The organism is Methanoculleus marisnigri JR1 (assembly GCF_000015825.1).
Lineage (GTDB): Archaea > Halobacteriota > Methanomicrobia > Methanomicrobiales > Methanoculleaceae > Methanoculleus > Methanoculleus marisnigri.
The window spans coordinates 288,668-312,443 of record NC_009051.1 but is presented as its reverse complement, the minus strand read 5'-3'; the positions used below and the strand labels follow the sequence as shown (position 1 = coordinate 312,443).

Here is a 23,776-nt window from a genome sequence, read left to right as displayed (position 1 = left end):
ATGGCAAAACAGGTCACGATCGACGCGAAGGGAGTACATTATACTCCCTTAAACCAGCAGATCCGGAAGGCTATCGAGGACGGGGCCGACGAGATCGTCGTCGACAACGTCCTCGGGCAGCGGTTCATCGGCGACGGTCTCCGCGGGAACGCCACGATCCGGGTTAACGGCGTCGCAGGCGGGGATCTCGCCATGTTCATGAGCGGGCCGACCGTCATCGTCGACGGCAACGCGGAACATGCGCCCGGCAACACGATGGATTCCGGGAAAGTGGTGATCCACGGGAGCGCCGGCGACGCGGTGGCGCACAGCATGCGGGGCGGCAAGGTCTTCGTCCGTGGAGACATCGGCTACCGGGGCGGGATCCACATGAAGCAGTACGAGACGCAGCGGCCCATACTGGTCGTCGGAGGGTCGGCACAGACGTTCCTCGGCGAGTACATGGCAGGCGGCCTTCTCGTCGTCCTCGGTCTCGACGGGGCCATGAAAGCCCGGGAGATCGGGAGCGGGATCCACGGCGGCGAGATCGTCATCCGCGGAGACGTGGATGACGCCTGCCTCGCTGCAGGGGCAAAGAAACTGCCGGTCACCGATGAGGACAGGGCACGGATCGCCCCGGTCATCCGGGAGTTTGCAGCCGACTTCGGGCTCGATGCGGAGCCGCTCGTAAAGGCGAACTACACCCGGATCGTCCCTGCGAGCGCAAGGCCCTTTGCCGGGAAGTATACGTGGGAGTGATAGGCATGGAGATGAAGACATTCAAAGACCTGAAGTCGGAGGTCTGGGATACAGAACTCTGCTCCGGGTGCGGGGCGTGCGTGGCGGTCTGCCCGGCGGATGCCCTCCGGTTCGAGCCGGGGAACACCGATACGCCGGTGAACATCGGCTACTGCAAGGCCGAGAACGACGGCGTGCCCTGCGGGGCGTGCTACGCAGCCTGTCCGCGGGTCGACCTCGCGGCGCAGGGGAAGATGCTCGGACCGTACGAGGATATCGTCGCAGCCCGGGCGGTCTTCCCGGTTGAGCGCAAACAGAGCGGCGGCGCGGTGACGGCGATCCTCGTCAACGCGCTCGATGAAGGACTTATCGATGCGGTCGTCACCGTGACGAGAGACCCCTGGACGATGAAACCGTCGTCTGCGGTGATCACCTCCTCAGAGGAACTCGTCCAGCACGCCGGGAGCCGCTACTCCTGGTGGGTGCCGCTCCTTGCGTCCCTCAAGGAAGCCGTGGTCACCCGGAAGTACCGCCGCGTCGCCGTCGTGGGCGTGCCCTGCGTGGCGCGGGCGACCCAGGCGATCCGGGCGAGCGACCACGAACTCCTCCGGCCCTACGCGAAGGCGATCCGGCTCGTGATCGGCCTCTTCTGCACGGAGACCTTCGACTACGCGAAACTGGTCGAGGGGAAACTGCAGTCCGAGAAGAAGATCGAGCCCTGGGAGATCCGCCATCTGGACATCAAGGGCAAACTGGACGTCTACCTGCAGGACGAGCGGCACATCTCCATCCCCCTCGCAGAGCTAGAGGAGTCCGTCCGCCCCGGATGCCGGGTCTGCAACGACTTTACGGCGGTGAACGCGGACGTCTCCGCGGGTGCCGTCGGGTCGCCGGACGGGTACACGACGCTCGTCATCCGTAACGACATCGGAAGAGGGTTCGTCGACCGTGCGGTCTGGCAGGGAAAACTCGCGACCGGCAGCGCCGTCGATCTCCCCGTCATCGAGCAGCTGGCCGCGCGGAAAGCGCAGCGCCGGCAGGAATAACACTTTTTTCACCGCACCCAGAACCACGCGCAGTTCGGCTTCCGGTCATTCAACACGATACCGGGAGGTAACGGCGTTTCCGGGCCCGCCGTAACGCCCAGGGGCATGGGGAGATGCGCACGGTCAAGAGGTTCATATAGTATGAAAAATCATACTTGTATGAATTGTTTGATTTGTGGGCGAGGATATTGCGTCAATTGCACAAAGACATGCCGGAGCCCGCACCGGGGAGCGAATCGGCACATAATTCCGCAGAACAAGCAGACCGGGTGCCGGATCTCTACTTCCGGCTGATGTCGCTTACCATACGCATCAGGGATCACTTCAGGCCTCCGGCAAGACTGCTTACGGAGTTCGGGATCAGGGAAGGCATGACTGTCGTGGATTACGGCTGCGGCCCGGGGAGCTACGTCAAAGGGGCGTCCGGGCTCGTCGGTGCGGCCGGCACCGTCTACGCGGTGGACGTCCACGAACTGGCCGTCAAGGCCGTCTCCCACCGGAGCCGCAAGGAAGGGCTCAGAAACGTCATCCCCGTCCTTGCGAATGGCTACGACTCGACCCTCCCCGATGCGGCTGCAGACCTCGTCTACGCCCTCGACATGTTCCACTTGGTGGAACGGCCGGAAGCGTTCCTCGCAGAACTCCGGCGGATCACGAAACCGGACGGCACCCTGGTCCTGGACGACGGGCACCAATCGCGTGAGAAGACGCGCCGGGCGCTCCTGGATTCCGGGGTATGGTCGATCGAAGCGGAGACCGGAGAATACCTGCGATGCCGGCTGCTGTCGGGAAACACACCGATGAGGTGACAGAAGCTATGTTCCACAACCACCACCACCGCCACGACCACAGCGGCAGAAAACACATCTTCGGGACGGTCAAGGTCGGCGAACGCGGCCAGATTGTCATCCCGAAAGAAGCGCGCGAGATCTTCGATATCAAGCCCGGCGACACGCTGATGGTTCTCGGCGACGAGGGGCGCGGGCTTGCCGTCGTCAAAGCGGATAAATTCCGGCGGATAGCAGAGGAGATGCTCCGGATGTTCGAGGTTGAACCCGAGGAGCCGCCGGAGGAGTGAAGAATGGACTGCTCTACCACACCGCTTCAGCGAACCCCGGATCAGGCCATAGATGCCCGCAACCTGACGAAATCCTTCGGCGATCTCGTCGCCGTCGACGGCATCTCGTTTTCCATCGCGAGCGGCGAGATCTTCGGGCTCCTCGGCCCGAACGGAGCGGGAAAAACCACGACCATCTCCATGCTCTCGACGATGCAGAAACCCACCTCGGGCACGGCGACGGTCAACGGCCACGATGTCGTGACGCGGGAAGACGATGTCCGCAAGTCCATCGGGATCGTCTTCCAGGACCAGAGCCTGGACGAAGAACTGACGGCGTACGAGAACATGGACTTCCACGGCCGCCTCTACCGGATCAGCGGGGAGGAGCGCCGCCGGCGTATCGGCGAACTCCTGACTCTCGTCGGGCTTGCCGACCGGAAAGACGACCTCGTCAAGACCTACTCGGGCGGCATGCGCCGACGACTCGAGATCGCCCGGGGACTGCTCCACGAGCCGAAGGTGCTCTTCCTGGACGAACCCACCCTCGGCCTCGACCCGCAGACGCGAAACCACCTCTGGGAGTATATCGCGCGGTTGAACGACGAGAAGGGCATCACCATCATCCTCACCACCCACTACATGGAGGAGGCCGACCGGCTCTGCGACCGCATCGCGATCATCGACCGCGGGACGATCGTCGCGCTCGACACCGCGGAGAACCTGAAGGCCTCCATCGGCGGCGACGTCGTCACCATAACCTCGCCCGATCCCGGGGCAATCGCCGAGATCCTGACCGCCCCATGGGTCTCCGGGATCGAGCGGCACGACGGCTCGGTGACGATCCGCCTGCAGGAGGCCGACCGGCACATCCCCGGGATCGTGACCGCCATCCACCAGAGCGGCGTCGGCATCACCTCCCTCTCGGTAAGAAAGCCGACGCTCGAGGACGTCTTCCTGCACTACACGGGGAGGACGATCCGGGACGAGGAGGCGGACGGCAAAGAGACGATACGGATGTTCCAGCGGGCAAGGAGGCGGTAAGCGTGGATATCGTCTATACCATCTGGCTGCGGAACGTCAAGCGCTACCTGCGCTCAAAGAGCAGGATCGTCGGCAGCCTCGGGATGCCCCTCTTCTTCATGCTGGTGCTCGGGTTCGGGCTGAACTCGATCGTCAGCATTCCTGGCGTGGAGGAAGGCTACCTGGAGTTCATCATCCCCGGCATCGTGGCGATGAGCGTCCTCTTCACCTCGGTCTTTTCAGGGATCCAGATCATCTGGGACAAACAGTTCGGGTTTCTGAAAGAGACGCTCGTCGCCCCGGTCTCGCGGCTCGAGATCATGATCGGCCAGACGCTCGGGGGAGCGACGACGGCGGTCATCCAGGGGCTGATCCTGATGGTGTTCGCGCTCTTCATCGGGCTCCAGCCCGCCGGCATCAGCGGGTTCCTGGTCGCCGTCGGGTTCATGGCGCTGATCGGCGTGACCTTCACCGCGTTCGGGATCGCGATTGCATCGAGGATGGAGGACATGCACGGCTTCCAGCTCATCATGAACTTCGTGATCTTCCCGATCTTCGGGCTTTCCGGGGCGCTCTTCCCCATCAACAGCCTGCCCGATTGGCTCCGGCCGCTGACGCTTGCCGACCCCCTGACCTACGGCGTCGAGGGCATCCGTTACGGCCTCTCGGGCACCGCCCAGATTCACCCGCTCGCGAGCCTCGCCGTCATGGCCGCCTGCGCCGTGCTCATGACCGTCGCCGGGGCGTACCTCTTCCGGAAGATCCAGACGTGAAGTGCGGGTGCCGGAAGGTTACCCCCACTCGAAACCCTTCGGGTTTCTCATGCTCCTGCCGGGACGGCAGTCGCAACTCGAAGACCTTCGGGTTTCTCATGCTCCTGCCGGGACGGCAGTCGCAACCCACACCTACGGTGCTCAAACTCCGGTCCTAACGGACCGTCGCAACCCACACCTACGGTGCTCAAACTCCGGTCCTAACGGACCGTCGCAACCCACACCTACGGTGCTCAAACTCCGGTCCTAACGGACCGTCGCAACCCACACCTACGGTGCTCAAACTCCGGTCCTAACGGACCGTCGCAACCCACACCTACGGTGCTCAAACTCCGGTCCTAACGGACCGTCGCAACCCACACCTACGGTGCTCAAACTCCGGTCCTAACGGACCGTCGCAACCCACACAGCCTGCTCGGCCGCCTACCCGATCCCGAGGGCGATGATCGGGATCATGAGGTAACAAAGCCCGATCTCTCCCATGTAGGTGCCGGCGTCCATCCCCAAGAGGGGCAGGAGGACGGCGGCGTCGAGCGCCCGGTTGATCAGGAGCCATACGCCGCCGAGCAGGGCGCCTTCCCGGACGAAACGGTCCTGCACGTCCCTGAAGTAGACCAGAATGAGGAAGGTCCCGAGCGCGGCCGAGAAGACGAGCAGGACCAACTTGAACAGGAAGATGTTGTAGAGCGGACGCCCTCCGACGAATAGAGGGGGAGCGAGAGGAGGAAAGGGAGGAGCCAGGTGAGGATGCCGAAACCGACGAGCTTAACGTATGTTCCCGTGCCGGAGAATTGCACCTCGACGTAATATACGGATCGGAAATGCACCGGGGTACCGGGCGGGCGCAACGGTTTTTCCGGGAGAGAGGTGTGAACACCTGCACGGTCGGGAAGATTTATTGTATCGTGGGGGAGAATGCAATCGGCAATCGGGCTGCTGCATTTGCTCAGGCTCCGGCCGTTGTATGCGGAAACCGGCCGGCCAAAGAGAGTTTCCGACCGCTGGTTTCACCAGGCGCGGCATTGCACGAAACCCCCACAGACCGGGGTTACCATAGCATGCAGCAGATCCCGTCCCGCATCTGCCCGGGGTGCGTATGAGCAAGGAGTCCCAGCCAGTCAACCTCTACCTCACGCTTGGAAAGGTGGGCGTATTCGCATTCGTCCTGATGAGTGTCTACCAGTCCATGAAGGACTACTTCTACCCGAACATGACGCTCGCGGATTCGCACATGCATACCGTCCTCTTCACCACCCTGCTGGCCGTGACCGCCGCTTACTTCGTCTTTCGCAAACAGCAGACCCTCCTTCTAATGCTGACCGCCGAAGCAAACGAGCGCAGGGTGACCGGAGAGGCCCTGCAAAAGAGCGAGGAGAAATTCCGCTCCATCGTGGAGATGGCAAACGAGGGCATCCTCCAGATAGACAGCCGTTATATGATCACCTACGCCAACCGCACCATGGCCGGCATGCTCGGTTATTCGGTCGAGGAGATGCTCGGCCGGCCGCTAACCGACTTCCTGTTTGCCGAGGAACTCGACGCGCACCGGAACCGCATGGCGGCAAGAGAGCAGGGCCTCGACGGCAGGTACGAGTGCCGTCTCAGGCACCGGGACGGCAGCGCACGCTGGGTGCTGGTCTCCGCAACCGCCAGGAAGGACGAGGACGGCAGGTTCGCCGGATCCTTTGCCATGTTTACCGATATCACCGAGCGAAAGCAGACAGAAGAAGCGCTCCAGCGCCACACAGAAGACCTTGCCCGGCTCCACCGGGAACTCGACAGTGCGAACCGCGAGGCGAACCTCTACCTGGACATCCTCACGCACGACATCCGCAACACCGAGAATGTCGCGAACCTCTACACCGAACTGCTCATCGAGACCCTGGACGGCGATTCGCGGACGTACATGGAGAAACTCCAGCGGAGTATCAGAAAGAGCATCGAGATCCTGGGCAACGTCTCGACAATCCGGCGAATCCACCAGCCGTCCGGCGGGCACAAGCGCGTGGATCTGGACACGGTTATCCGCGATGAGATCGCACAGTTCCCCGAAATTGCCATCCATTACGAGGCGGTCGACCGCCAGGTGCTGGCCGACGATCTCCTCTCAGAGGTTTTTTCTAACCTCATCGGCAACGCCGTCAAGTTCGGCGGGTCCGGCGTCGAGATTACCGTCCGCGTGGAAGACGAAGACGGGTTCGTCCGGATCTCGGTCGAGGACACCGGCCCGGGGGTTCCGGACGATCAGAAGCGCGAGATCTTCCACCGCTACGAGAAGAGGAGGAGAGGCGTCGGCGAAGGGCTCGGCCTCTTCCTCGTGCAGGTGCTCATCGAACGTTACGGCGGCCGGATCTGGGTGGACGACCGGGTGCCGGGCACCACGGAAGCGGGGGCGGCGTTTCGGTTCACGCTGCAAAAAGTCGTCCGGGACGAACCGGGGGCTCCAGCCGATGGCGACGTGCAGGGGTGCAGGGTTCCCCTGATCGGTTGAGAGACGCCGGAAGCGGGCCGGCAGACCCTTACTTCCCCGTCAGCCTCTTGATCCTCACAACCGGCGATGCCCGGTCGAGGAACCTGGAGACGAAGACGGCAAACTCCTCGTCCCAGCACTCAGCACCGGCCTTCACCGTCCAGCCCTGCTTCATCGAGCGGCGGACGTGCTTGCCGAGCGCCACGTCTAAGAGCGTCTTCGACCGCAGCAGGTCGACGGCCCGGGTGAACGTGCGAGGGACTTCCACCACGTAGCGGCCGTCCTCCACGTAGGGGCCGGCGAAGACCTCTTCCCGGACATACTTCGCGAGGAACTTCTCGGCGTTCTCCCGTGTCGAGAGCGGCGGGCCGATATGCCGGCGCACCACCGGGACGGTATCGGCCATCAGCTCGAAGAGGAGCATGCACCGCTCTTTTCCCATGCAGACGTCGATGCGGTTGACCGGAAAACCGCTCCGCTCCAGGAGTTCCCGGATCGATTCGGCGGATTTCCTGAGCTGGGGGACCACCGTATCGGGGGTGTATTCCGGCGTTGCAAACGCGATGGAGAAGAGATGCGTCCCCCGCGCGGAGAGGAGGCGGGCGAAGATCTCCCGGGTGAGCGGCGGGGAGGGGGGCCGGCAGAAGAACGCTTCCGACGGCTCGGCGAGGTAGCCGCGGGCGAGTTCCACGAACTCGAACATCCGCGAGAGCGAGAGCGCCGCCGCCACGTTTCTTTCCGGGTCGACCGGATCGATGACGACGAGCGGATCCTCGAACTCCTTCGTCCCGTGTCTCTCGATGTCGATCACCTCTCCGGGCTTCCAGCAGGCGGCGGCGCGAAGAAGCGGGTGGAACCCCCCGTAGTGGATCGTCAGGATCTCGCAGAGGTAGCCGGAGAACCCTTCGGTCATGTGATCCGAGCCGTAGACCCCGCCCGACTTCGCGAACTGTTTGAAGAGGAGGACGTCGTCGGCGTAGCCGCCGATGTGGCCGAGGATATAGCGGGTGTGAAACGGCGTCCGGTCCACGGCGCTCTTGATCTCGGTGGCGCTCGCGACGGCGTAGCAGGGGACGAGATCGATGTCCAGCGAATCGATCGTCGCGTTGACGTAAGGGTGCTCCGCGTACTTCTCGCGCCAGGTCGCACCGAACTCCTCCGCGATCCGGTGCGCGAGGGACAGACCCTGCTCCTGCAGTTCCTCCCGGGAGAGAGCGGGATCGAAGAGCATGAATATATCGAGATCCCGGTCGCCGCGGACGAAGGTGTCGCGGGCGACCGAGCCCACCATCATCGCCTTCGCCTTTCCCGAACGCTCCACCGCCTCGATCAGTTGCTGTCCCATCGTACGGACGTAGGTCCGCTCTTCTGGCGTGGGGCGGATCCTGTTGAGCACCTCTTCCTCGCAGGGGCACCGGGTCAAAACACGACCTCCGCAAGGTCTTCGTAGATCGAACCGCGGGGCGTCAGCGTGCTCTTCTTGAGTTTGATGCCTGTCACCCGGCAGGTCCCGAGCGGTTCGCGCGGGGTGGATGCCGCCTCCCGGCACTGCGAGGGGTGGAACTCTTTTACCCGGGCAAGGGTCACGTGAGGGCGGAAAGGACGCGTCTCCCGGGGGAACCCGAGCGGCGCAAGGAGTGCATCCACCTGCCGGGCGAGGACGGCGCTCTCCCCGCCGTCCGTGACATCGCACCAGATCACCCGCGGCTTCCGCGGCGGATTGCAGACCGCGTACCCGACCGTCAGGCTGAAGGGGTCGGCGTGGACGGCCCGGAGCGCCTCGACAACCGGATCGACCTGCGCCGGATCGACCTCCCCGAGGAATTTCACCGTAAGATGGAGGTTTGCAGGGTCGACGATCGCGAGCCGCCCGGACGACCGTCTCAGGATCTCCTGGGACTCACGGGCGCGCTCCCGGATCTCCTCCGGCAGATCGATTGCAACGAACGTCCTGACCATACTACCGTACTATCGTGCTTCACCCTACAAAATGGTGATTGTCCGGCGGAGGCTTTAGCGTCGGCACGCAGCGGAAGGCGGTTAGGGAGTCCGGCCGCCGGGAGTTTTTTGGGTATCCGCACCGGGGGCACGGGAATATGCACCCGGATGAGAAGCAGCGCTCCGCATAGAATGAGATCTGTTATAACCGTGCAAAACGAAAACATAGTGACCGAATAATCCGGGGGTATTACCATTTCCGATACAGCGCAATTCACCGTATACACACTGGAATTCTGCCCGAATTGCGAAATACTCAAAGAGTTCCTGGCTTCCAGAGGCGTCCCTTTCGTTGAATGCGACATGGCGTCAGCCGAAGCGCTGACAGAACTCCGCATAAACGGCGTATTCGTTCAGGAAGCGCCGGTCCTGCAGAAGGGCGACGCATTCTATACATCCGCCGAACTCTTTAGCGGAGGCGCGTTCCAGGAAAACCTTGTCGCCGATCTGATCGCGGAGGCATGAGGTTGACCCGCAAGTCGACACAAGCGACTCTATTCGGGGAGTTCGTCCCGACGTTCCCAAAGGTCCGGACCTCCCGCGGCTACCTCCTCGACTGGAACCGGAACCGGATCGTCAAACAGATCCTGGAGGAGAGCCGGCTTGTCGAGGTCTTCTACGGCTACGAGGGGGCCGACGAGGAGACGGCGAAGGATATCGCCCGGCGGGTCGAGAGGAAGATCCAGATGCTGGGCCTCCAGTCGCTCTCCGGCCCCCTCATCCGCGAGATCGTCAACATGACGCTCCTCGAGCGCGGCCTCGTCCCCTACCGCAACGTCTGCACCCGGGTGGGAACCCCGGTCTTCGACGCGCACCTCATCGATGTGGGACGGGGATTCGAGGCGCACGACAACGCCAACCTCCAGGAGAACGCCGAGACATCCCACAAGAAGAAGGCGGACAAGATCAGCAAGGAGCAGTACCTCCTGCAGCTCCCCCCGGACCTTGCGGACCACCACCTCCGCGGCGATCTCCACATCCACGACCTGGAGTACTTCGGGACCCGCCCGTTTTGCCAGGATTGGGACCTGCGCTACTTCCTCTACTACGGCCTGATGCCTGATGGGAACGGGACGAAGGCCTCGGTCGCCGGCCCCGCGAAGAGGGCCGAGGTGGCGGTCCTCCACGCGGTCAAGGCGCTCGGCTCCGCCCAGACGAACTTCGCCGGCGGCCAGGGCTACTACAACTTCCTCACGTTCATGGCGCCCTTCTTCGAGGGGATGGACTACGAGGAGATCAAGCAGCTGATGCAGATGTTCGTCTACGAGATGACCCAGATGATGGTCGCCCGCGGCGGCCAGGTGGTCTTCTCGTCGGTCCAGCTCTCCCCGGGCGTCCCCACCCTCTGGAAGGACAAGCCCTGCGTCTACCGCGGCAAGGTCTGGAACGGAGAACAGGCACCGCTCCGGACCTACAACGAGTTCGAACGGGAGGTCCGGCTCCTCTTCAAGGCGCTGATGGAGGTGATGCTCGAGGGGGACTACTGGGGCAAGCCCTTCTCCTTCCCGAAACCCGAGATCAGCATCGAGCCCGACTTCCTTAACGAGGACGAGGAGTTCAACCGCGAGCACCCCGACCTCCCGACCTACCAGGACCTCTACCTGATGACGTTCGAACTCGCGTCCAAATACGGCACCCCCTACTACGACAATCAGATCCCTCCCTACCGGGGCGCCGGCGAGGGGATCTCGTGCTATCAATGCTGTGCCTACCAGTTCTCCTCCCTCGCCGACGAGGACGACGAGTTCGAGGACAAACTCTACTTCCGGGAAGGGAAGCACTTCTCGATGGGGTCATGGATGGTGATGTCCATCAACTGCCCACGGGCGGCGTACAAGGCGGAGGGCGACCAGGAACGGCTCTTTGCCGAACTGAAGGCGCTCATGGATACCGCCGTCGAACTCTTCCGGATCAAGCGCCGCTGGATGTCTCACATCCGGACAAACGGCCGGATGCCGTTTGCGATGCAGCGCCCGAAGGACCCGAACACCGGCGAACGCGGCGCGGTTGCCGTGGATCTCGAGGGGCTCGTCTACACCATCGGCGTGGTCGGCGTCAACGAGATGGTGCAGCACTTCACCGGTCACCAGCTCCATGAGTCGCGCGACGCGTTCCGTCTCGCCGTCCGGGCAATGACCGAACTCGAGATGTACGCCCGTGAACTCTCGCAGAAGCACAACATGACGATCGCCCTCGCCCGCACCCCGGCAGAGACAACCGGGCAGCGGTTTGCCGTCGCGGACCTCCTCGACGAGCGGTTCCGCGACCACGCCATCCGGGTCGTCAAGGGCGACGCCGATGCGGCGCTCGATACGCTCGGCACGACGCTCGACCTCCCCATCTACTACACCAACGGGACGCATATCGCCCCGGGAGCCCCCGTTCCGCTCACGAAACGGATCGAGATCGAGCACATCTTCTTCCCCATCGTGGACGGCGGAAACATCTTCCACGTATGGCTCGGGGAGGCGCGCCCCGACCCCCGCGGACTGATGGAGATGGCGATGAACCTCTGCCGGACGACGCAGATCGGCTACTTCGCCTTCACCCGGGATCTCACGGTTTCCCTGAAGGAGTACCGGGAACTAAAACCGGCGCGCCCCGACACGGGGAAGACGGCCGGCACCTCTCCGGCGGCAGACCGGGCAGGTGCCTGACCGGGATCATCACACCTTCAGTGCTCAAGCTCGCTGCGCTCGCACTTCGCGTGAGTTAACGGGTGCAGATAGCGATACGATCTCACACGAGGGCCACGAAACTTCGCGCGAAATTGTGTAAAGCATTTCGCAGAGCACCTTTTTTTGCTTCGCAGCAAAACTTAATGTAGGAGCTGCCGGCACGACGTAGCGGCAGCGCGTGAGGCACACCCATGATCGATCTCAAAACCCCGCTCCTTGCCATCGATGTCGGCAGGGGCACCCAGGACATCCTGGTCTACGAGCCCGGCCGGGCGGTCGAGAACAGCATCAAACTGGTCCTCCCCTCCCCGACCGTGGTGGCGGCGGCGAAGATCCGGGAGGCGACCCGGGCGGGGCGCCCGGTCTTCCTGGACGGGTACCTGATGGGCGGCGGCGCGAACACCGGCGCGATACGGAAGCACCTGGCGGCAGATCTCCCGGTCTACGCCACGCCCAAGGCCGCTCTGACCCTCCACGACGACCCGGAACGGGTGCGGGCGCTTGGAGTTGAGATCCGCACTGCCCCTCCGGGAGACGCGGCGGTCGTCCGCACCACCGACTATATGGAACCGGAACTCAGGCAGGCGCTCTCCCTCTTCGGCGTGGACTACCCACAGAACGTGGCGATAGCGGTCCAGGATCACGGCTACTCCCCGCACCGGAGCAACCGCATCCACCGGTTCGAACTGATGCGGGAGCGACTGGACGCCGGGGATTGGGACCTCCTCTCGCTCGCGAGCGACCCCCCAATCGCCGATATGACCCGGATGCAGGCTGTCCTGAGCCAGGCACCGGGAGCGTTCGTCACCGACACCGGGCCGGCCGCCCTCATCGGGGCGCTCTGCGACCCGCAGGTTCGGCGCATGGCAAAGACCGGGGTGACCCTCGTCAACGCCGGGAACGGGCACACCCTCTGCTTCACCCTGAAAGGACGGGAGATCCACGGCCTCTTCGAGCACCACACCGGCGCGCTCGATCCTGCGAAACTGCAGGACTACATCAGGCGGCTCGCCGACGGCACCCTGACCACGGAGGAAGTCTTCGACGACGGCGGTCACGGGGCGGCGATCAGAAAGCCCCTCGCCACGGGTGCCGTGGCGGTCACCGGCCCGAACCGGCTCAGGCTGCTGCCGGAGGCCTACCAGGCGGCGCCCTTCGGGGACATGATGCTCTCGGGGTGCTTCGGGCTCGCGTATCTCTGGAAGAGGTTCAGAGAACCGACGCTCTGAAAGAGCGGAGGTTGATCGGGCGTCCAGACAGGAACCGGGGAAAAGGAGTACCCGTCCCCACTCACGAAGCACGTTCCTGGTTCATCCCGAACAGCCCCCGGAAGAACTCCATGATCTGGTCGAATATCGACGGCGAGGATGCAGACGGGTCTCCACCCGCTCCACCCTCTCCTCCCCCTTCCAGATCATAAATGGCCGCCAACTCCTCCTTCCCAAGACCGTTCAAGATCTCGAGGTCCCCGACCGCCGCGGCAACGATCGCATCGTGGTCGACGCCCCGCGCCCACGCCCCGGCCATCGTCTCCGACGGACTGAGCGTCGAGTTCTCGACGCCCGAAAGCGCGTAGAGTCCGGGGAGGGAAGACTCCTCCGCCGCGCCCGCATCCCCCTCAGGCCGGATGGCGAGCACCGGGTCGGAGAAGCCCGATGAAGGCACCTCCTGGTCGCCGGCAAGAGCGTATGCCTGGAAGGCGAAGAGGTTGGGGTTCGACGTCAGGTTGGTGACCAGCCGCTCCTCGGGAAGGGTGAGGTTCGCAAGCGTCAGCCTCCCGGTACGGGTGACGACCGTAAACTCCCAGACGCCGCGTTCCCCGTCCCCGAGGGTCTGGAACTCACGGGTCCGCGTGATCTCATAGACCCCGGTCTCGTCCGGGGGCGGCACCAGGACGACGTAGGCAGGGTTCTCCTCCGTGACCGTCACGTTCCTGGCCTCGACCGTCACGATGACGGTGAATGTCTCCCCCTCCAGGACCGCCCGCGGGTGCCGACTGCCCAGGCGCATCGCCGGGTCGAGCAGCCAGTCGAGATTCGCTATCTCCACCCCGCTCCGGGTAAGGACGACGTCTTCGGGTGTCCGGTCGAGGAGCACCCCGATACCCCTGACGAGCAGGCCGTCGCGCGGTACGGCGACGGCGGACGGTATCCCGGTCTCGTTCTCCTCGGGGGTGTACGACGATCCAGGGAGGATCATCTGGTGGTCGCTCTGAACCAGCGGCCGGTCTTGAGAATAGTGCGATTTCGCCATCGTCGCGCTCGGTCGCGGGGGAGCATACCGCTCCAGGGTGGGTGTCGGGTTCGCACTCTTCTTTTTCTTCTTGTCGTCGGCAACGGCGGTCTTCGTCGCGGTGGGTTCAGTGGTGGTTGTTGCATTCTGGGACGGCGCTGCCGTCAGCGTCCCATTCGTCTCCGCATCGGCGGTCTCGTTGCCGTTTCCAACCGTCGCCCCGGTAGAATTCGACAGGATCTTTTCGTCCTGTTCTTCAGGATCCAGGCTCTCTGCAGGCGTGATCGGCGCTTTTTTATCGGCAAGCTTCTCGCCCGGTGCATCGGCGGTGCCGTTCTCGTCGGAGCCGGGGAGAGCGGATGCAAGAGGAGCGAGCATGCCGATGCAGAGCACCAGAACCACAATAGCGAGGAGAAGAGACCTCAACGGTGCCGCCCTCCGGGGTCCGGGAACTCCACGCACTCTGTTCGCCGGTTCTGCCGCAGCCAGGGCAGGCTTCACTATCCGGGCGGGGACTCCGTTCATGGGAATCTCATGGGGCACATACCAGTATAAATAATTTCCGGGCAGGAGCGCACTCGAAGCCTCCCCGCAAATCGCCCCCGGGAGAACTGTTCGGGAGATACTACCTGCCGCCCCGGGACACTCCTCGTCGGGGAGGTTGCCGGATTACTTCAAAAAAGGTGTTCAGGCAGAATCGTTCTGCATCAGCTGGACATCGGCGATGTCATGCTGGCGCTGCGCGAGAACTTTTGCCTTGAAGATATTCTTCCCCGCTTTGCCGATGGCAAGGCCCCGATCCTCGTCCCGGACATCGATAAGGGCGATCTGCTGATCCTCCTCGTCCGTGTCGAAGTCGATACCGGTGACCTGAGCAGGAAGGAAGCAGTTCCGGAGGAACTGGCTCGGGTCCGCAGAGTATTCCACGACCTCGATGCGCTTCCCCATCACGTCGGAAGCCTTCTTGATGCTCGACCCGCTCTTGCCGATGGCGAGTCCCATATCGCCGGGATTGATCACGAAGATTATCCGCTCGTTGCGGTTATCGACGATGCAATCGCGGCTGCCTGCGCCGGTAAGGCTCTCGAACTGGGAGATGAGGCGCATGCACTCCTCAGTCAGCGTGACCTGTGGCATCGTCTACACTCTCGCAGCACTCAGGATATCGGATTCGCCTGGCTCGATCACGGCGAGCGCACTGACGACGTACGGCATGCCGCAGGCTTTCCCGAGCTGGACGCTCGAGCCTTCGTAGGCGTAGACAGGGATATCGATCTCATTCACCAGATTTTTAACGGATTCCGGGCTGTTCCTGGCAACCACGACAAGTTTGGCCTTGCCTGCCTCGATGGATTCCCGGGTCTTGTTTCGGCCCAGGAACACGGTACCAGTCTTCACGGCTTTGCGTAGTGAAGCATTAAAGTCCATTATGATTTCTCCTAGATTTTCAAGTTTATGGGTTTTGCGATGAGTTTCACATCACCGGTGCCAAGCTGGATTGGCTGGCCCACGATCACGTTCTCGGTGACGCCGTTTAATTCGTCCACCTCGTTCGCGATTGCAGCATCCAGCAGATGGTTGACCGTTACTTCGAATGCAGCCCGGGAAAGGACACTCTCCTTCTCGCCGGCAATACCGTGCCGGCCGATCTGCTTGACCTCGCCCTCCATGCACATCATATCCGCGACGAGCATGATATGACGGACATCGACGCCGATACCCTGTTCGTTCAGGGTGCTTAAGGCCTCCTGGATGATTGCATTCCGGCCGGCCTCGATACCGAGCACATCGGCGATCTCGCTGATGTTGTTGCTCCGGGTGCGGGAGGTATCGACTCCTTCGACTTCGAAGACATCTTTTAGGTTGGAGCCCTCAGTATAAAGGATATACTCTCCGCCTTCCTTTCTGACGACGACCCGCTCGATATCGTCGATACCCTGGACGATGACGTGCCGGACGTGTTCCGCGAGCTGGAAGAGGTTCTGGTAGCTCTCCCGGTTCTTCGGAGTGAACGTGATCGAGGCCCTCTTCGGGTCCCCCTCGACATCGAAGTCGCGGAAGTGCCGCTTTTCACGCATCTTCCTCGGCCCCGCCTCGAGGATCTCGTCGATCGAGATCTTGCGCCGGTCGCAGACCGCCTTGTTCAACATGACGAGGACCTGCATGTTCTCCATGTCGATGGTGATATCCCCGAACTCGTGGAGCGGCGCGGCCTCGATCTGCCAGCTCACCTCGCGGGCGCGGTCGCGGTTGAACGCCCAGTCGTCCAGCAGGTGGACCGCCATCGTGGGGGTGCTCGGCTCGCGCCGGGCGTCCATGATCTCGATCAGGCGGGGGAGACCGAGGGTAACGTTGATCTCGGCCACACCCGCGTAGTGGAACGTACGCATCGTCATCTGGGTGCCGGGCTCGCCGATCGACTGCGCCGCCACGACACCGACCGCCTCGCAGGGCTCGATCCGGCTCTTCTGATACTCCGAAAAGACCATCTCGAGAATCTGCTCGAACTCTTCCTCGGTGACGTCCCGATCCGCAAGACTCGCTTTGAGGTCTTCCCGCGTCCGGTAAGGCAGATCGAGGGAATCGATCCGCTGCTCCATATCGCTGTTCATTTGACCTCCTCCTTTAGCACGCTCTCGATGATACCCTTCACGTCCACCGGGGCGCCGTAACTGCTCCTTCCGGGGTCGGTTCCGTCCTCGCCGTAGCGGAACTGGATGATCCGGCCGCCCGTCGTCCGGACGGTGCCGTCGTACGCCACCTTGAGGTCCTGCAGGGCGTTGATCATCCGCCGCTGGAGGTACCCGCTCTGCGACGTCCTGACCGCAGTGTCCACAAGACCCTCACGCCCACCGATGGCGTGGAAGAAAAACTCGGTGGGAGAGAGACCGCTCTTGTAACTGTTGGTGATGAACCCGTGCGCCTCGGCGCCGCGCTCGTTCCGCCTGAAGTGCGGCAGCGTCCGGTCCTCGTAGCCACGCATGATTCGCTCGCCACGAACGGACTGCTGTCCGAGACACCCGGCCATCTGCGTCAGGTTCAGCATCGACCCACGCGCACCGGAGACCGCCATCACCACGGCACTGTTGTCCATCCCGAGATGCCGCCCGGCAATCTCACCGGTGCGGTCACGGGCCTTGCCGAGCACCTGCATGATCTGCATCTCGAGTGTCTCTTCAAGCGTCCGCCCGGGCATCGGTTCGAGCTGTCCCTCGTTGTAGATCTTGATCCGGCGGTCGACATCGCTGATGGCGCCATCGAGCACCTCGTCGATCTGGCCGTACTCCGTCCGGGTCAGGTCTTCGTCGTCAATACCGAACGAGAACCCTTCGAGCATGATGCCCCGGATCGAGAGTTTGGTCACGTCGTCGATGAACCGGGCTGCCCGCTTCATGCCGTGCTGCCTGATGATCCGGTGCAGGATCTGACCGTCGAACGCGCCGATCCCCTTCTTGTCGATGGTACCGGTGATCAGGTTCCCGTTGACGACCCGGACGAACGCATCGTTCTCGCACATCTCCCGCTTGCAGGTCTCGCAGTTCTGGCACGACGAGGCCTGGAAGACCATGTTCAGGTTGTCGGGGAGAACGAGCGAGAAGACCTGCTTGTTCGTCCAGAGGGGGTTGCCGTTCTCGTCCATTCGGTCCGGCTCGGGCAGGTGTTCGACGGGCAGGTGCTGGGTGAGGTAGAGCACCTCCTCCTTGCTGAAGTGGCGGACGGTATGCGTCAGGAGAAAGATACCCGAGATGTGGTCGTGAATACCCCCGATGATCGGGCCGCCGGTCCTCGGCGATAGGATGTTCGACGACACCGAGACCAGGATCTCGGCCTCGGCCCGCGCCTCCTCGGTCTGCGGGATATGCAGGTTCATCTCGTCGCCGTCGAAGTCGGCGTTGTAGGGGGGGCAGACAGCCGGGTTCAGCCGGAACGTCTTTCCGTCCATCACGACGACCCGGTGGGCCATGATGCTCATCCGGTGCAGCGAGGGCTGCCGGTTGAAGAGAACGATATCGTTATCCTTTAACTGCCGCTCCACCGTCCAGCCCGGCTCGATCATCTCCGCGACCGTCTCCAGGTTCGCGTCCGAAAGACGCATCCTCCTGTTGTCCGGCCGAATAGCGTAGTTTGCGCCGCAGGGTGACCGGATGGTGGGGCGTTCGGGGCCGTTCAGGACATACTGCCTCATCTCTTCGATGTTGAACGTGGTCACCCTTATCGGAAGCGTCATCTCGTTTGCAATGGCGAGCGGTATCCCCACCTCGCCGATCGAGAGGTTCGGATCGGGAGAGATGACCGTACGAGCGGAGAAGTTCACACGCTTGCCCGAAAGCGAGCCGCGGAACCGTCCTTCCTTCCCCTTGAGACGCTGCGACAGGGTCTTTAAGGGCCGACCGCTCCGGTGCCGGGCAGGCGGGCACCCCGCCACCTCGTTGTCGAGGTAGGTGGTGACGTGATACTGCAGGAGTTCCCAGAGATCCTCGATGATCAGCTGGGGTGCACCGGCGTCCTGGTTCTCCTTGAACCGCTGGTTGATCCTGATGATGTCCACGAGCTTGTGGGTCAGGTCATCCTCGGACCGCTGCCCGTTCTCGAGAATGATCGAGGGCCGCATCGTGACCGGCGGGACCGGGAGAACAGTGAGGATCGTCCACTCAGGGCGCGCGACGTCCGGGTTGACCCCGAGAGCCCGGAGATCGTCGTCCGGGATCCGCTCGAGGCGTGCCCGGATATCGGCCGGGGTCAGCTTGTGCTCGACCTTTCTCCCGTCTTCCACGAAGACCTCGGAGAAGGTGGTGGGTTTCTCGAAGTTGATCTTGAGCTGCTGCTCCCCGCAGTGGGGGCAGACCCGTTCTTTCTTGATGTCTTTCTCGGAGACGATCTCGCCCGCGAGTTCGCTGTCCTCGGGTCCGATGATCTTCTCGACCTCTTCGGACGTCATCAGCAGCCGGGAGCACGACCTGCAGGTCACCCGCAGGAGTTTCCGGATCAGCCGGGTGTAGCCGACGTGGATGACGGGCTTCGCGAGTTCGATGTGCCCGAAGTGGCCCGGACAATCGGCCGCTTTCTGGTCGCAGGTCTTGCACCGGAGACCGGGGTCGATGACGCCCAGGTTCAGGTCCATCAGGCCCTGCGGGTAGGGAAACCCGTCGTCGTCATAGGTGTCCGCCCAGATGATCTTCCGGACGCTCATCTTGCGGATCTCCTTCGGGGAGAAGAGCCCGAACTCGATCCTTCCAACACGTTTTGGACTGGTCATAGTTTGATTGTGCCCCCTTTCTTACACCATATCGTCGAGTCTCAGGCGGGGAGCGATGCCCATGCTCTTCATCTCGTCGAGGAGGAGCTTGAATGCGTAGCTCATCTCGACAGGGTAGATATCGGTCTCACCGCCGCAGGCAAGGCACCGCGTCACCTTCCTCTTCCGGTCGACCATCGCCACCATACCGCACTTCGCGCAGACCCACTGGGTCACCTTGTCCGACTCATCGAGGAGACGTTCTTTTAAGGCCATGGCCGCGCCGTGGCCGATCATCACGTCCCGCTCCATCTCACCGAACCGGAGACCACCCTCGCGGGCACGTCCTTCGGTCGGCTGGCGGGTGAGCACCTGCACGGGGCCGCGCGACCGCGCGTGCATCTTACTCGATACCATGTGGTAGAGTTTCTGGTAGTAGATGACGCCGATGTAGATGTCGGCCGCAAACTGCCGGCCGGTGATACCGTCGTACATGACTTCGCGGCCGTTGTGCGAAAAACCGAGTTCTTTGAGTGAACTCCGCAGAGCCGTCTCGCGTTCGCCGCGGAACGCGGTCGCGTTGATCCGGTGCCCTTCGAGCGAGCCGACCTTGCCGCCCAGCATCTCGAGCATGTGCCCGATGGTCATACGGCTCGGGACGGCGTGGGGGTTGATGATCAGGTCGGGCGTCATGCCCGACTCGGTGAACGGCATATCCGCCGAAGGCTGGATCAGCCCGATGACGCCCTTCTGACCGTGCCGGGAAGCGAACTTGTCGCCGACCTCCGGCACCCGGAGGTCACGGGTCCTGACCTTCACCAGGCGCGAGGAGTTCTCGCCCTCGGTGATGATGACGGTGTCCACGATACCGTGCTCGTTGCTCCGCATCGTGACCGAGGTGTCGCGCCGTTTTTCGACGGCGATCAACTCGCTCGTAGGCTCTTCGAGGAACCGGGGCGGGGAGGTCTTGCCGATCAGCACGTCTTTCTCGCGGACGACCGTCTCGGGGTTGATGACGCCGTCGATGTCCAGGTTCGCGTAGAACTCGGCACCGTGCGCGCCGGAGACCTCTTCGTCCGGGATCTCGATCCGGTCGACCTGGCCGCCGGGGTATCGCCGCTCTTCGCCGTCGTAGGTGCGGAAGAAGTGCGAACGCCCGAGGCCGCGGTCGATGGAGGCCTTGTTGATGATCAGCGCATCCTCAATGTTGAACCCTTCATACGAGATGATGGCGACGACGAAGTTCTGGCCCGCGGGCCGATCGTCGGAGCCGATCACATCGGATGTCTGGGTGAAGGTGAGCGGCTTCTGGCCGTAGTGGAGCATGTGTCCCCGGGTGTCGGGGCGGAGTTTCATGTTCGATGCCGCAAAGCCGAGCGCCTGCTTGACCATCCCGGCACCCATGGTGACACGGGGACTGGCGTTGTGCTCGGGGAACGGGACGTGCGCCGCACCGATACCCAGGATGAGCGAGGGATCGATCTCGAGATGCGTGTGCTCGGGGGTGAGGTCCGCCTCGTTGATGGCGATGAAGAGGTCTTCCTCCTCTTCGGCGTCGACGAACTCGATCGCGCCCTTCCGCGCCACGTCCTCGAAGATTGTCTCGCCGTTTCGGAGACGCTCGATATCGTCGTCGGTTACCTGCGGAACACCGCCTTTGACCACGATCAGCGGCCGGCGTGCCCTGCCGCGATCGGTATGGATGATGACGTCGTTGTTGAAGTCCTTGTAGGATACGTTGACCTCGGAGGAGATCTCGCCGTGCCGGCGCATTTCGCGCATCCGCTCGACCAGTTCCCGCGGGTCGTCCACAAGCCCGATAAGGGCTCCGTCAACGAAGACACGTGACTGTCTCATGCCGTCTCTCTCCGGAGGGCGATGACGCCCATATCGTACAGAATGTTCTTCACTTCCTCTTCGTTGATTACACCCTTGCTGATCTCGACCATCTGGGCGAAGTTCTTCACCAGTCCACAGTTCGGTCCCTCAGGCGTCTCGCTCGGACAGATCCGCCCCCACTGGGTGGGGTGCAGGTCACGGGCCTCGAAGTGAGGCTGCGAGCGGGAGAGAGGCGAGATTACACGGCGAAGGTGCGAGAGCACCGCCATGTGATCCACGCGGTCGAGGAGCTGCGAGACGCCGGTGCGCCCGCCCACCCAGTTGCCGGTGGCAAGCGGGTGCAGCAGCCGCTCGGTCAGGACGTCCGCGCGCACGGCGGTCCCGATCGAGAGGTCGCGGTGGCGCATGCTGGCCCGCTCGAGCTGGTACTTCACGTCCCTCGTTAAGCGGTTGAGTGAGATCCGGAAGAGGTCTTCCATCAGGTCGCCGGCAAGTTTCAGCCGCTTGTTCGAGTAGTGGTCCTTGTCGTCGATCCGGCGCCGATCGAGCACCAGGTCGAAACAGGCCTCGGCCATGCGGCCGAGGAAGTGCGCCTTTGCGAGGCGGACGCCCTCGACTGCCGTCCGGTATCCGGGGTCTTCCTCCTTCAGGCCCACCGGCATCAGGTAGTTTAAGTGCGGGAGGAGGTAGTTGTCCAGAACGAACTCCGCACGTTTCCGCTGGTAGTCCCGGGTCTGGTTGGGTGCGAGTTTTTTCCCGACGTACATGACGCCTTCGTCGACGGTGTCGCACTCGCCCTCTTCAAGGTTCTGCATCATGAAGGTGAGGATCTCCTCGTCGGTCGAAACCGCCTCCACGATGTCGTGGTCGCCCTGCAGCCCCAGCGCCCGCATCAGGTCGATGAAGCGGAGGTGCCCGGCGACCGAAGGGAACGAGACCTCGAGCAGGTTCTTCCTGTTCCTCTCGACGATCACGAGCGCGCGGTAGCCCCGGTACTGCGAGAAGACCTTCGCCACGTAGATCCGCTCGTTGTATCGCTCGGTGAACTCGGTCATGATCTTGTTCGAGGCGAGATCCTCGAGCGTCATCAGCACCCGTTCCGTGCCGTTGACGACGAAGTAGCCGCCTGGATCGAGGGGATCTTCGCCGTGCTCGATCCGCTCGGGGTCGCTCATGTTGTAGAGGTTGCAGGCGGCCGACCCCACCATCACCGGCAACTGCCCGATAGTGGTGACGATCGGGTCCTGCGCTTCTTCGCCCTGGACAAGCGTCATCTCGAGTTGAATGGGCGCCGCATAGGTGAGGTTTCTCAGGCGCGCCTCGCTCGGGAAGAGTTCGGACTGCGATCCGTCCGCTTCACGGACAAGAGGTTTTTTCACCTCGACCTTGCCCAGTTCAACCCATACAGCCTCCTTTCCTTTCCCCCGAGTCTCGATATCGGTCTCGATGACGCGCTGCTCGTCGACGACTTTCTGAAGGTTGTGCAGGAGGAAATTGTTATAAGAGTCTAACTGGTGGCGCGCTACGTGCTCCCGCGCAAAATATGCTCTCGACAAAACACTTCTATCTAACAGATGGATCAGCTCCCGGCCTCTGAATTTATTTCTTCGGTCTCTTCACAACGAGCCTGTAGGCTTCGGCTCTGCCCGCGGTGCGACTGTCGCGAACGATCCGGATGACGTTCCCGACCTCGCCCCCGATAGCCTTCACTGCAGGATCGTCGTGGTAGATTTTCGGCAATTGCTCTAGAGTTATATGGTACGTCGCAAGAAGGTCGGCGACCTCTTCTTCGCCCATAATCTGATGGTCCGGAACCATCTCATGATTGAGTACGTCAAGTGAAGTCCCCATCACCTACACCTCACCGACGAAAAAGTTGCGTATCAGATACATCACCTTGTTAAAATCCATAGACATCGCCCATGGCAACGGGCCCAAGGGGATTTGAACCCCCGACCACCTGGTTAAAAGCCAGGCGCTCTACCTAACTGAGCTATAGACCCCGCGCGTACTGCCATCCAGCATTATTACAATGCGAGAATAGTATAAATAACTTACTTGCAGGCGTATCATATCATTCGCAGTCTAACGATATAAACCTTTCAATTATCAACCCACTGCAGACCTACCGGAATGTTTAATGCTCCTCGAACATCCTGTTTATATACGTATTCCCCGGATCAGGGTGCCCCATGATTCCCTCTAAATCCCATGCAGATAAGGCCATATCCGCCATATCATGGGTAACGCTGGGCATATACCTGCTCATCGCCATCTCGCTCTCCCTGCTCGCGATCTTCTCGTTCTATGATGTCGTTCTCCAGGTAGCGGCGCTCATTCACGCCGAAGACATGACGCAGGGCATACTCGGGGTGCTGCACGCGCTCCTTCTGACCCTCATCATCGTTGAGATCCTGGAGACGGTGACGGCGTATTTCAGAACCAACAAAGTGCTCGTGACGCCGATCCTGATTGCAGGCATCACCGCAATGGTGCGGCGGGTGCTGACCTTCGGGGTCGAACCCGTCGAACCCATCGATATCGGGATGACACTCGCGGCGATCCTCGTGCTGACGACCGCGATCGTCTATATCGGGAAGCGGGAACGCGCAGATGGCTACTAAGGACAGAAAAGGGCGGGAGCAGGGATCCGAAGCGATCGAGCCCGAACAGGACGCAAAAACTTCGATGTTGAGAGCGAGGACGA

22 protein-coding genes and 1 tRNA gene are annotated in these 23,776 nt (G+C 62.4%); 11 read left to right on the top strand and 12 right to left on the bottom strand.

Annotation, left to right across the window (positions count from 1 at the left end):
- From MEMAR_RS01590 to MEMAR_RS01565, 6 genes are all read left to right on the top strand, one after another.
- The gene (locus tag MEMAR_RS01590; protein ID WP_011843175.1) at nucleotides 1-738 is read left to right on the top strand and encodes a GltB/FmdC/FwdC-like GXGXG domain-containing protein; all 738 of its coding nucleotides are present in this window, start codon (nucleotides 1-3) and stop codon (nucleotides 736-738) included.
- Between the two features lie 5 nt (nucleotides 739-743).
- Entirely contained in the window at nucleotides 744-1,763 is a 1,020-nt protein-coding gene (locus MEMAR_RS01585) for a Coenzyme F420 hydrogenase/dehydrogenase, beta subunit C-terminal domain (RefSeq protein ID WP_011843174.1), read from the top strand.
- Between the two features lie 269 nt (nucleotides 1,764-2,032).
- Complete coding sequence (locus MEMAR_RS01580) at nucleotides 2,033-2,572, top strand: class I SAM-dependent methyltransferase (RefSeq protein WP_245526630.1); 540 nt, start codon at nucleotides 2,033-2,035, stop codon at nucleotides 2,570-2,572.
- Nucleotides 2,569-2,841 carry an AbrB/MazE/SpoVT family DNA-binding domain-containing protein gene (locus MEMAR_RS01575; protein WP_245526629.1) on the top strand — a complete coding sequence of 91 codons (273 nt, stop codon included), beginning with the start codon at nucleotides 2,569-2,571 and terminating at the stop codon, nucleotides 2,839-2,841. Before MEMAR_RS01580 ends, MEMAR_RS01575 begins: the two co-directional genes overlap by 4 nt.
- 3 nt (nucleotides 2,842-2,844) lie before the next feature.
- Nucleotides 2,845-3,864 (top strand): ATP-binding cassette domain-containing protein, encoded by a 1,020-nt coding sequence (locus tag MEMAR_RS01570; protein WP_011843171.1) that lies wholly within the window; start codon nucleotides 2,845-2,847, stop codon nucleotides 3,862-3,864.
- A 2-nt stretch (nucleotides 3,865-3,866) separates the two neighbouring features.
- Complete coding sequence (locus MEMAR_RS01565) at nucleotides 3,867-4,616, top strand: ABC transporter permease (protein ID WP_011843170.1); 750 nt, start codon at nucleotides 3,867-3,869, stop codon at nucleotides 4,614-4,616.
- Nucleotides 4,617-5,039: 423 nt separating this feature from the next.
- Here MEMAR_RS01565 and MEMAR_RS12615 read toward each other — a convergent pair whose 3' ends face one another.
- Nucleotides 5,040-5,279 carry a hypothetical protein gene (locus MEMAR_RS12615; RefSeq protein ID WP_011843168.1) on the bottom strand — a complete coding sequence of 80 codons (240 nt, stop codon included), beginning with the start codon at nucleotides 5,277-5,279 and terminating at the stop codon, nucleotides 5,040-5,042.
- 433 nt (nucleotides 5,280-5,712) lie between these two features.
- Between MEMAR_RS12615 and MEMAR_RS13275 the strand changes: the two genes are divergently transcribed.
- Nucleotides 5,713-7,107, top strand: coding sequence for a PAS domain S-box protein (locus MEMAR_RS13275; protein WP_011843167.1), 1,395 nt, complete (start codon nucleotides 5,713-5,715; stop codon nucleotides 7,105-7,107).
- Between the two features lie 28 nt (nucleotides 7,108-7,135).
- On the opposite strand, the gene cca is transcribed toward MEMAR_RS13275, so the two are convergent.
- A complete protein-coding gene (gene cca / locus MEMAR_RS01550; RefSeq protein WP_011843166.1) occupies nucleotides 7,136-8,509 on the bottom strand; it encodes a CCA tRNA nucleotidyltransferase in 1,374 nt (457 codons plus the stop codon).
- Nucleotides 8,506-9,045 (bottom strand): RNA 2',3'-cyclic phosphodiesterase, encoded by a 540-nt coding sequence (gene thpR / locus MEMAR_RS01545; protein WP_011843165.1) that lies wholly within the window; start codon nucleotides 9,043-9,045, stop codon nucleotides 8,506-8,508. The genes cca and thpR overlap by 4 nt, the downstream gene beginning before the upstream one ends.
- Nucleotides 9,046-9,273: 228 nt before the next feature.
- Here thpR and MEMAR_RS01540 point away from each other — a divergent pair, with 228 nt between their 5' ends.
- The 3 genes from MEMAR_RS01540 (at nucleotide 9,274) to MEMAR_RS01530 (ending at nucleotide 12,991) form a co-directional block, all read left to right on the top strand.
- Nucleotides 9,274-9,549 carry a glutaredoxin family protein gene (locus tag MEMAR_RS01540; RefSeq protein WP_342606855.1) on the top strand — a complete coding sequence of 92 codons (276 nt, stop codon included), beginning with the start codon at nucleotides 9,274-9,276 and terminating at the stop codon, nucleotides 9,547-9,549.
- Nucleotides 9,546-11,741 (top strand): anaerobic ribonucleoside-triphosphate reductase, encoded by a 2,196-nt coding sequence (gene nrdD / locus MEMAR_RS01535; protein WP_011843163.1) that lies wholly within the window; start codon nucleotides 9,546-9,548, stop codon nucleotides 11,739-11,741. The genes MEMAR_RS01540 and nrdD overlap by 4 nt, the downstream gene beginning before the upstream one ends.
- A 212-nt stretch (nucleotides 11,742-11,953) precedes the next feature.
- A complete protein-coding gene (locus tag MEMAR_RS01530; RefSeq protein ID WP_011843160.1) occupies nucleotides 11,954-12,991 on the top strand; it encodes a DUF1786 domain-containing protein in 1,038 nt (345 codons plus the stop codon).
- A 61-nt stretch (nucleotides 12,992-13,052) separates the two neighbouring features.
- On the opposite strand, the gene MEMAR_RS01525 is transcribed toward MEMAR_RS01530, so the two are convergent.
- The 9 genes from MEMAR_RS01525 to MEMAR_RS01485 all read right to left on the bottom strand — a co-directional run bounded on the left by MEMAR_RS01525 (nucleotide 13,053) and on the right by MEMAR_RS01485 (nucleotide 23,072).
- Complete coding sequence (locus MEMAR_RS01525; protein WP_143706293.1) at nucleotides 13,053-14,420, bottom strand: hypothetical protein; 1,368 nt, start codon at nucleotides 14,418-14,420, stop codon at nucleotides 13,053-13,055.
- Nucleotides 14,421-14,681: 261 nt separating this feature from the next.
- Nucleotides 14,682-15,131 (bottom strand): NusA-like transcription termination signal-binding factor, encoded by a 450-nt coding sequence (locus MEMAR_RS01520; RefSeq protein ID WP_011843158.1) that lies wholly within the window; start codon nucleotides 15,129-15,131, stop codon nucleotides 14,682-14,684.
- Nucleotides 15,132-15,134: 3 nt separating this feature from the next.
- Nucleotides 15,135-15,422 (bottom strand): 50S ribosomal protein L30e, encoded by a 288-nt coding sequence (locus tag MEMAR_RS01515; protein WP_011843157.1) that lies wholly within the window; start codon nucleotides 15,420-15,422, stop codon nucleotides 15,135-15,137.
- An 11-nt stretch (nucleotides 15,423-15,433) separates the two neighbouring features.
- On the bottom strand, nucleotides 15,434-16,594 hold the full coding sequence (gene rpoA2 / locus MEMAR_RS01510) for a DNA-directed RNA polymerase subunit A'' (RefSeq protein WP_394295774.1): 1,161 nt from the start codon (nucleotides 16,592-16,594) through the stop codon (nucleotides 15,434-15,436).
- An 8-nt stretch (nucleotides 16,595-16,602) separates the two neighbouring features.
- Nucleotides 16,603-19,251 carry a DNA-directed RNA polymerase subunit A' gene (locus MEMAR_RS01505; protein WP_011843155.1) on the bottom strand — a complete coding sequence of 883 codons (2,649 nt, stop codon included), beginning with the start codon at nucleotides 19,249-19,251 and terminating at the stop codon, nucleotides 16,603-16,605.
- A gap of 21 nt (nucleotides 19,252-19,272) precedes the next feature.
- Nucleotides 19,273-21,087 (bottom strand): DNA-directed RNA polymerase subunit B, encoded by a 1,815-nt coding sequence (gene rpoB, locus MEMAR_RS01500; protein WP_011843154.1) that lies wholly within the window; start codon nucleotides 21,085-21,087, stop codon nucleotides 19,273-19,275.
- On the bottom strand, nucleotides 21,084-22,625 hold the full coding sequence (locus MEMAR_RS01495; RefSeq protein WP_011843153.1) for a DNA-directed RNA polymerase subunit B'': 1,542 nt from the start codon (nucleotides 22,623-22,625) through the stop codon (nucleotides 21,084-21,086). Before MEMAR_RS01495 ends, rpoB begins: the two co-directional genes overlap by 4 nt.
- 43 nt (nucleotides 22,626-22,668) lie before the next feature.
- Nucleotides 22,669-22,920 carry a DNA-directed RNA polymerase subunit H gene (locus tag MEMAR_RS01490; protein WP_011843152.1) on the bottom strand — a complete coding sequence of 84 codons (252 nt, stop codon included), beginning with the start codon at nucleotides 22,918-22,920 and terminating at the stop codon, nucleotides 22,669-22,671.
- A gap of 78 nt (nucleotides 22,921-22,998) precedes the next feature.
- A tRNA-Lys gene (locus MEMAR_RS01485) sits at nucleotides 22,999-23,072 on the bottom strand.
- 189 nt (nucleotides 23,073-23,261) lie between these two features.
- Between MEMAR_RS01485 and MEMAR_RS01480 the strand changes: the two genes are divergently transcribed.
- The gene (locus MEMAR_RS01480) at nucleotides 23,262-23,693 is read left to right on the top strand and encodes a phosphate-starvation-inducible PsiE family protein (protein WP_011843151.1); all 432 of its coding nucleotides are present in this window, start codon (nucleotides 23,262-23,264) and stop codon (nucleotides 23,691-23,693) included.
- Nucleotides 23,694-23,776 lie beyond the last annotated feature (83 nt).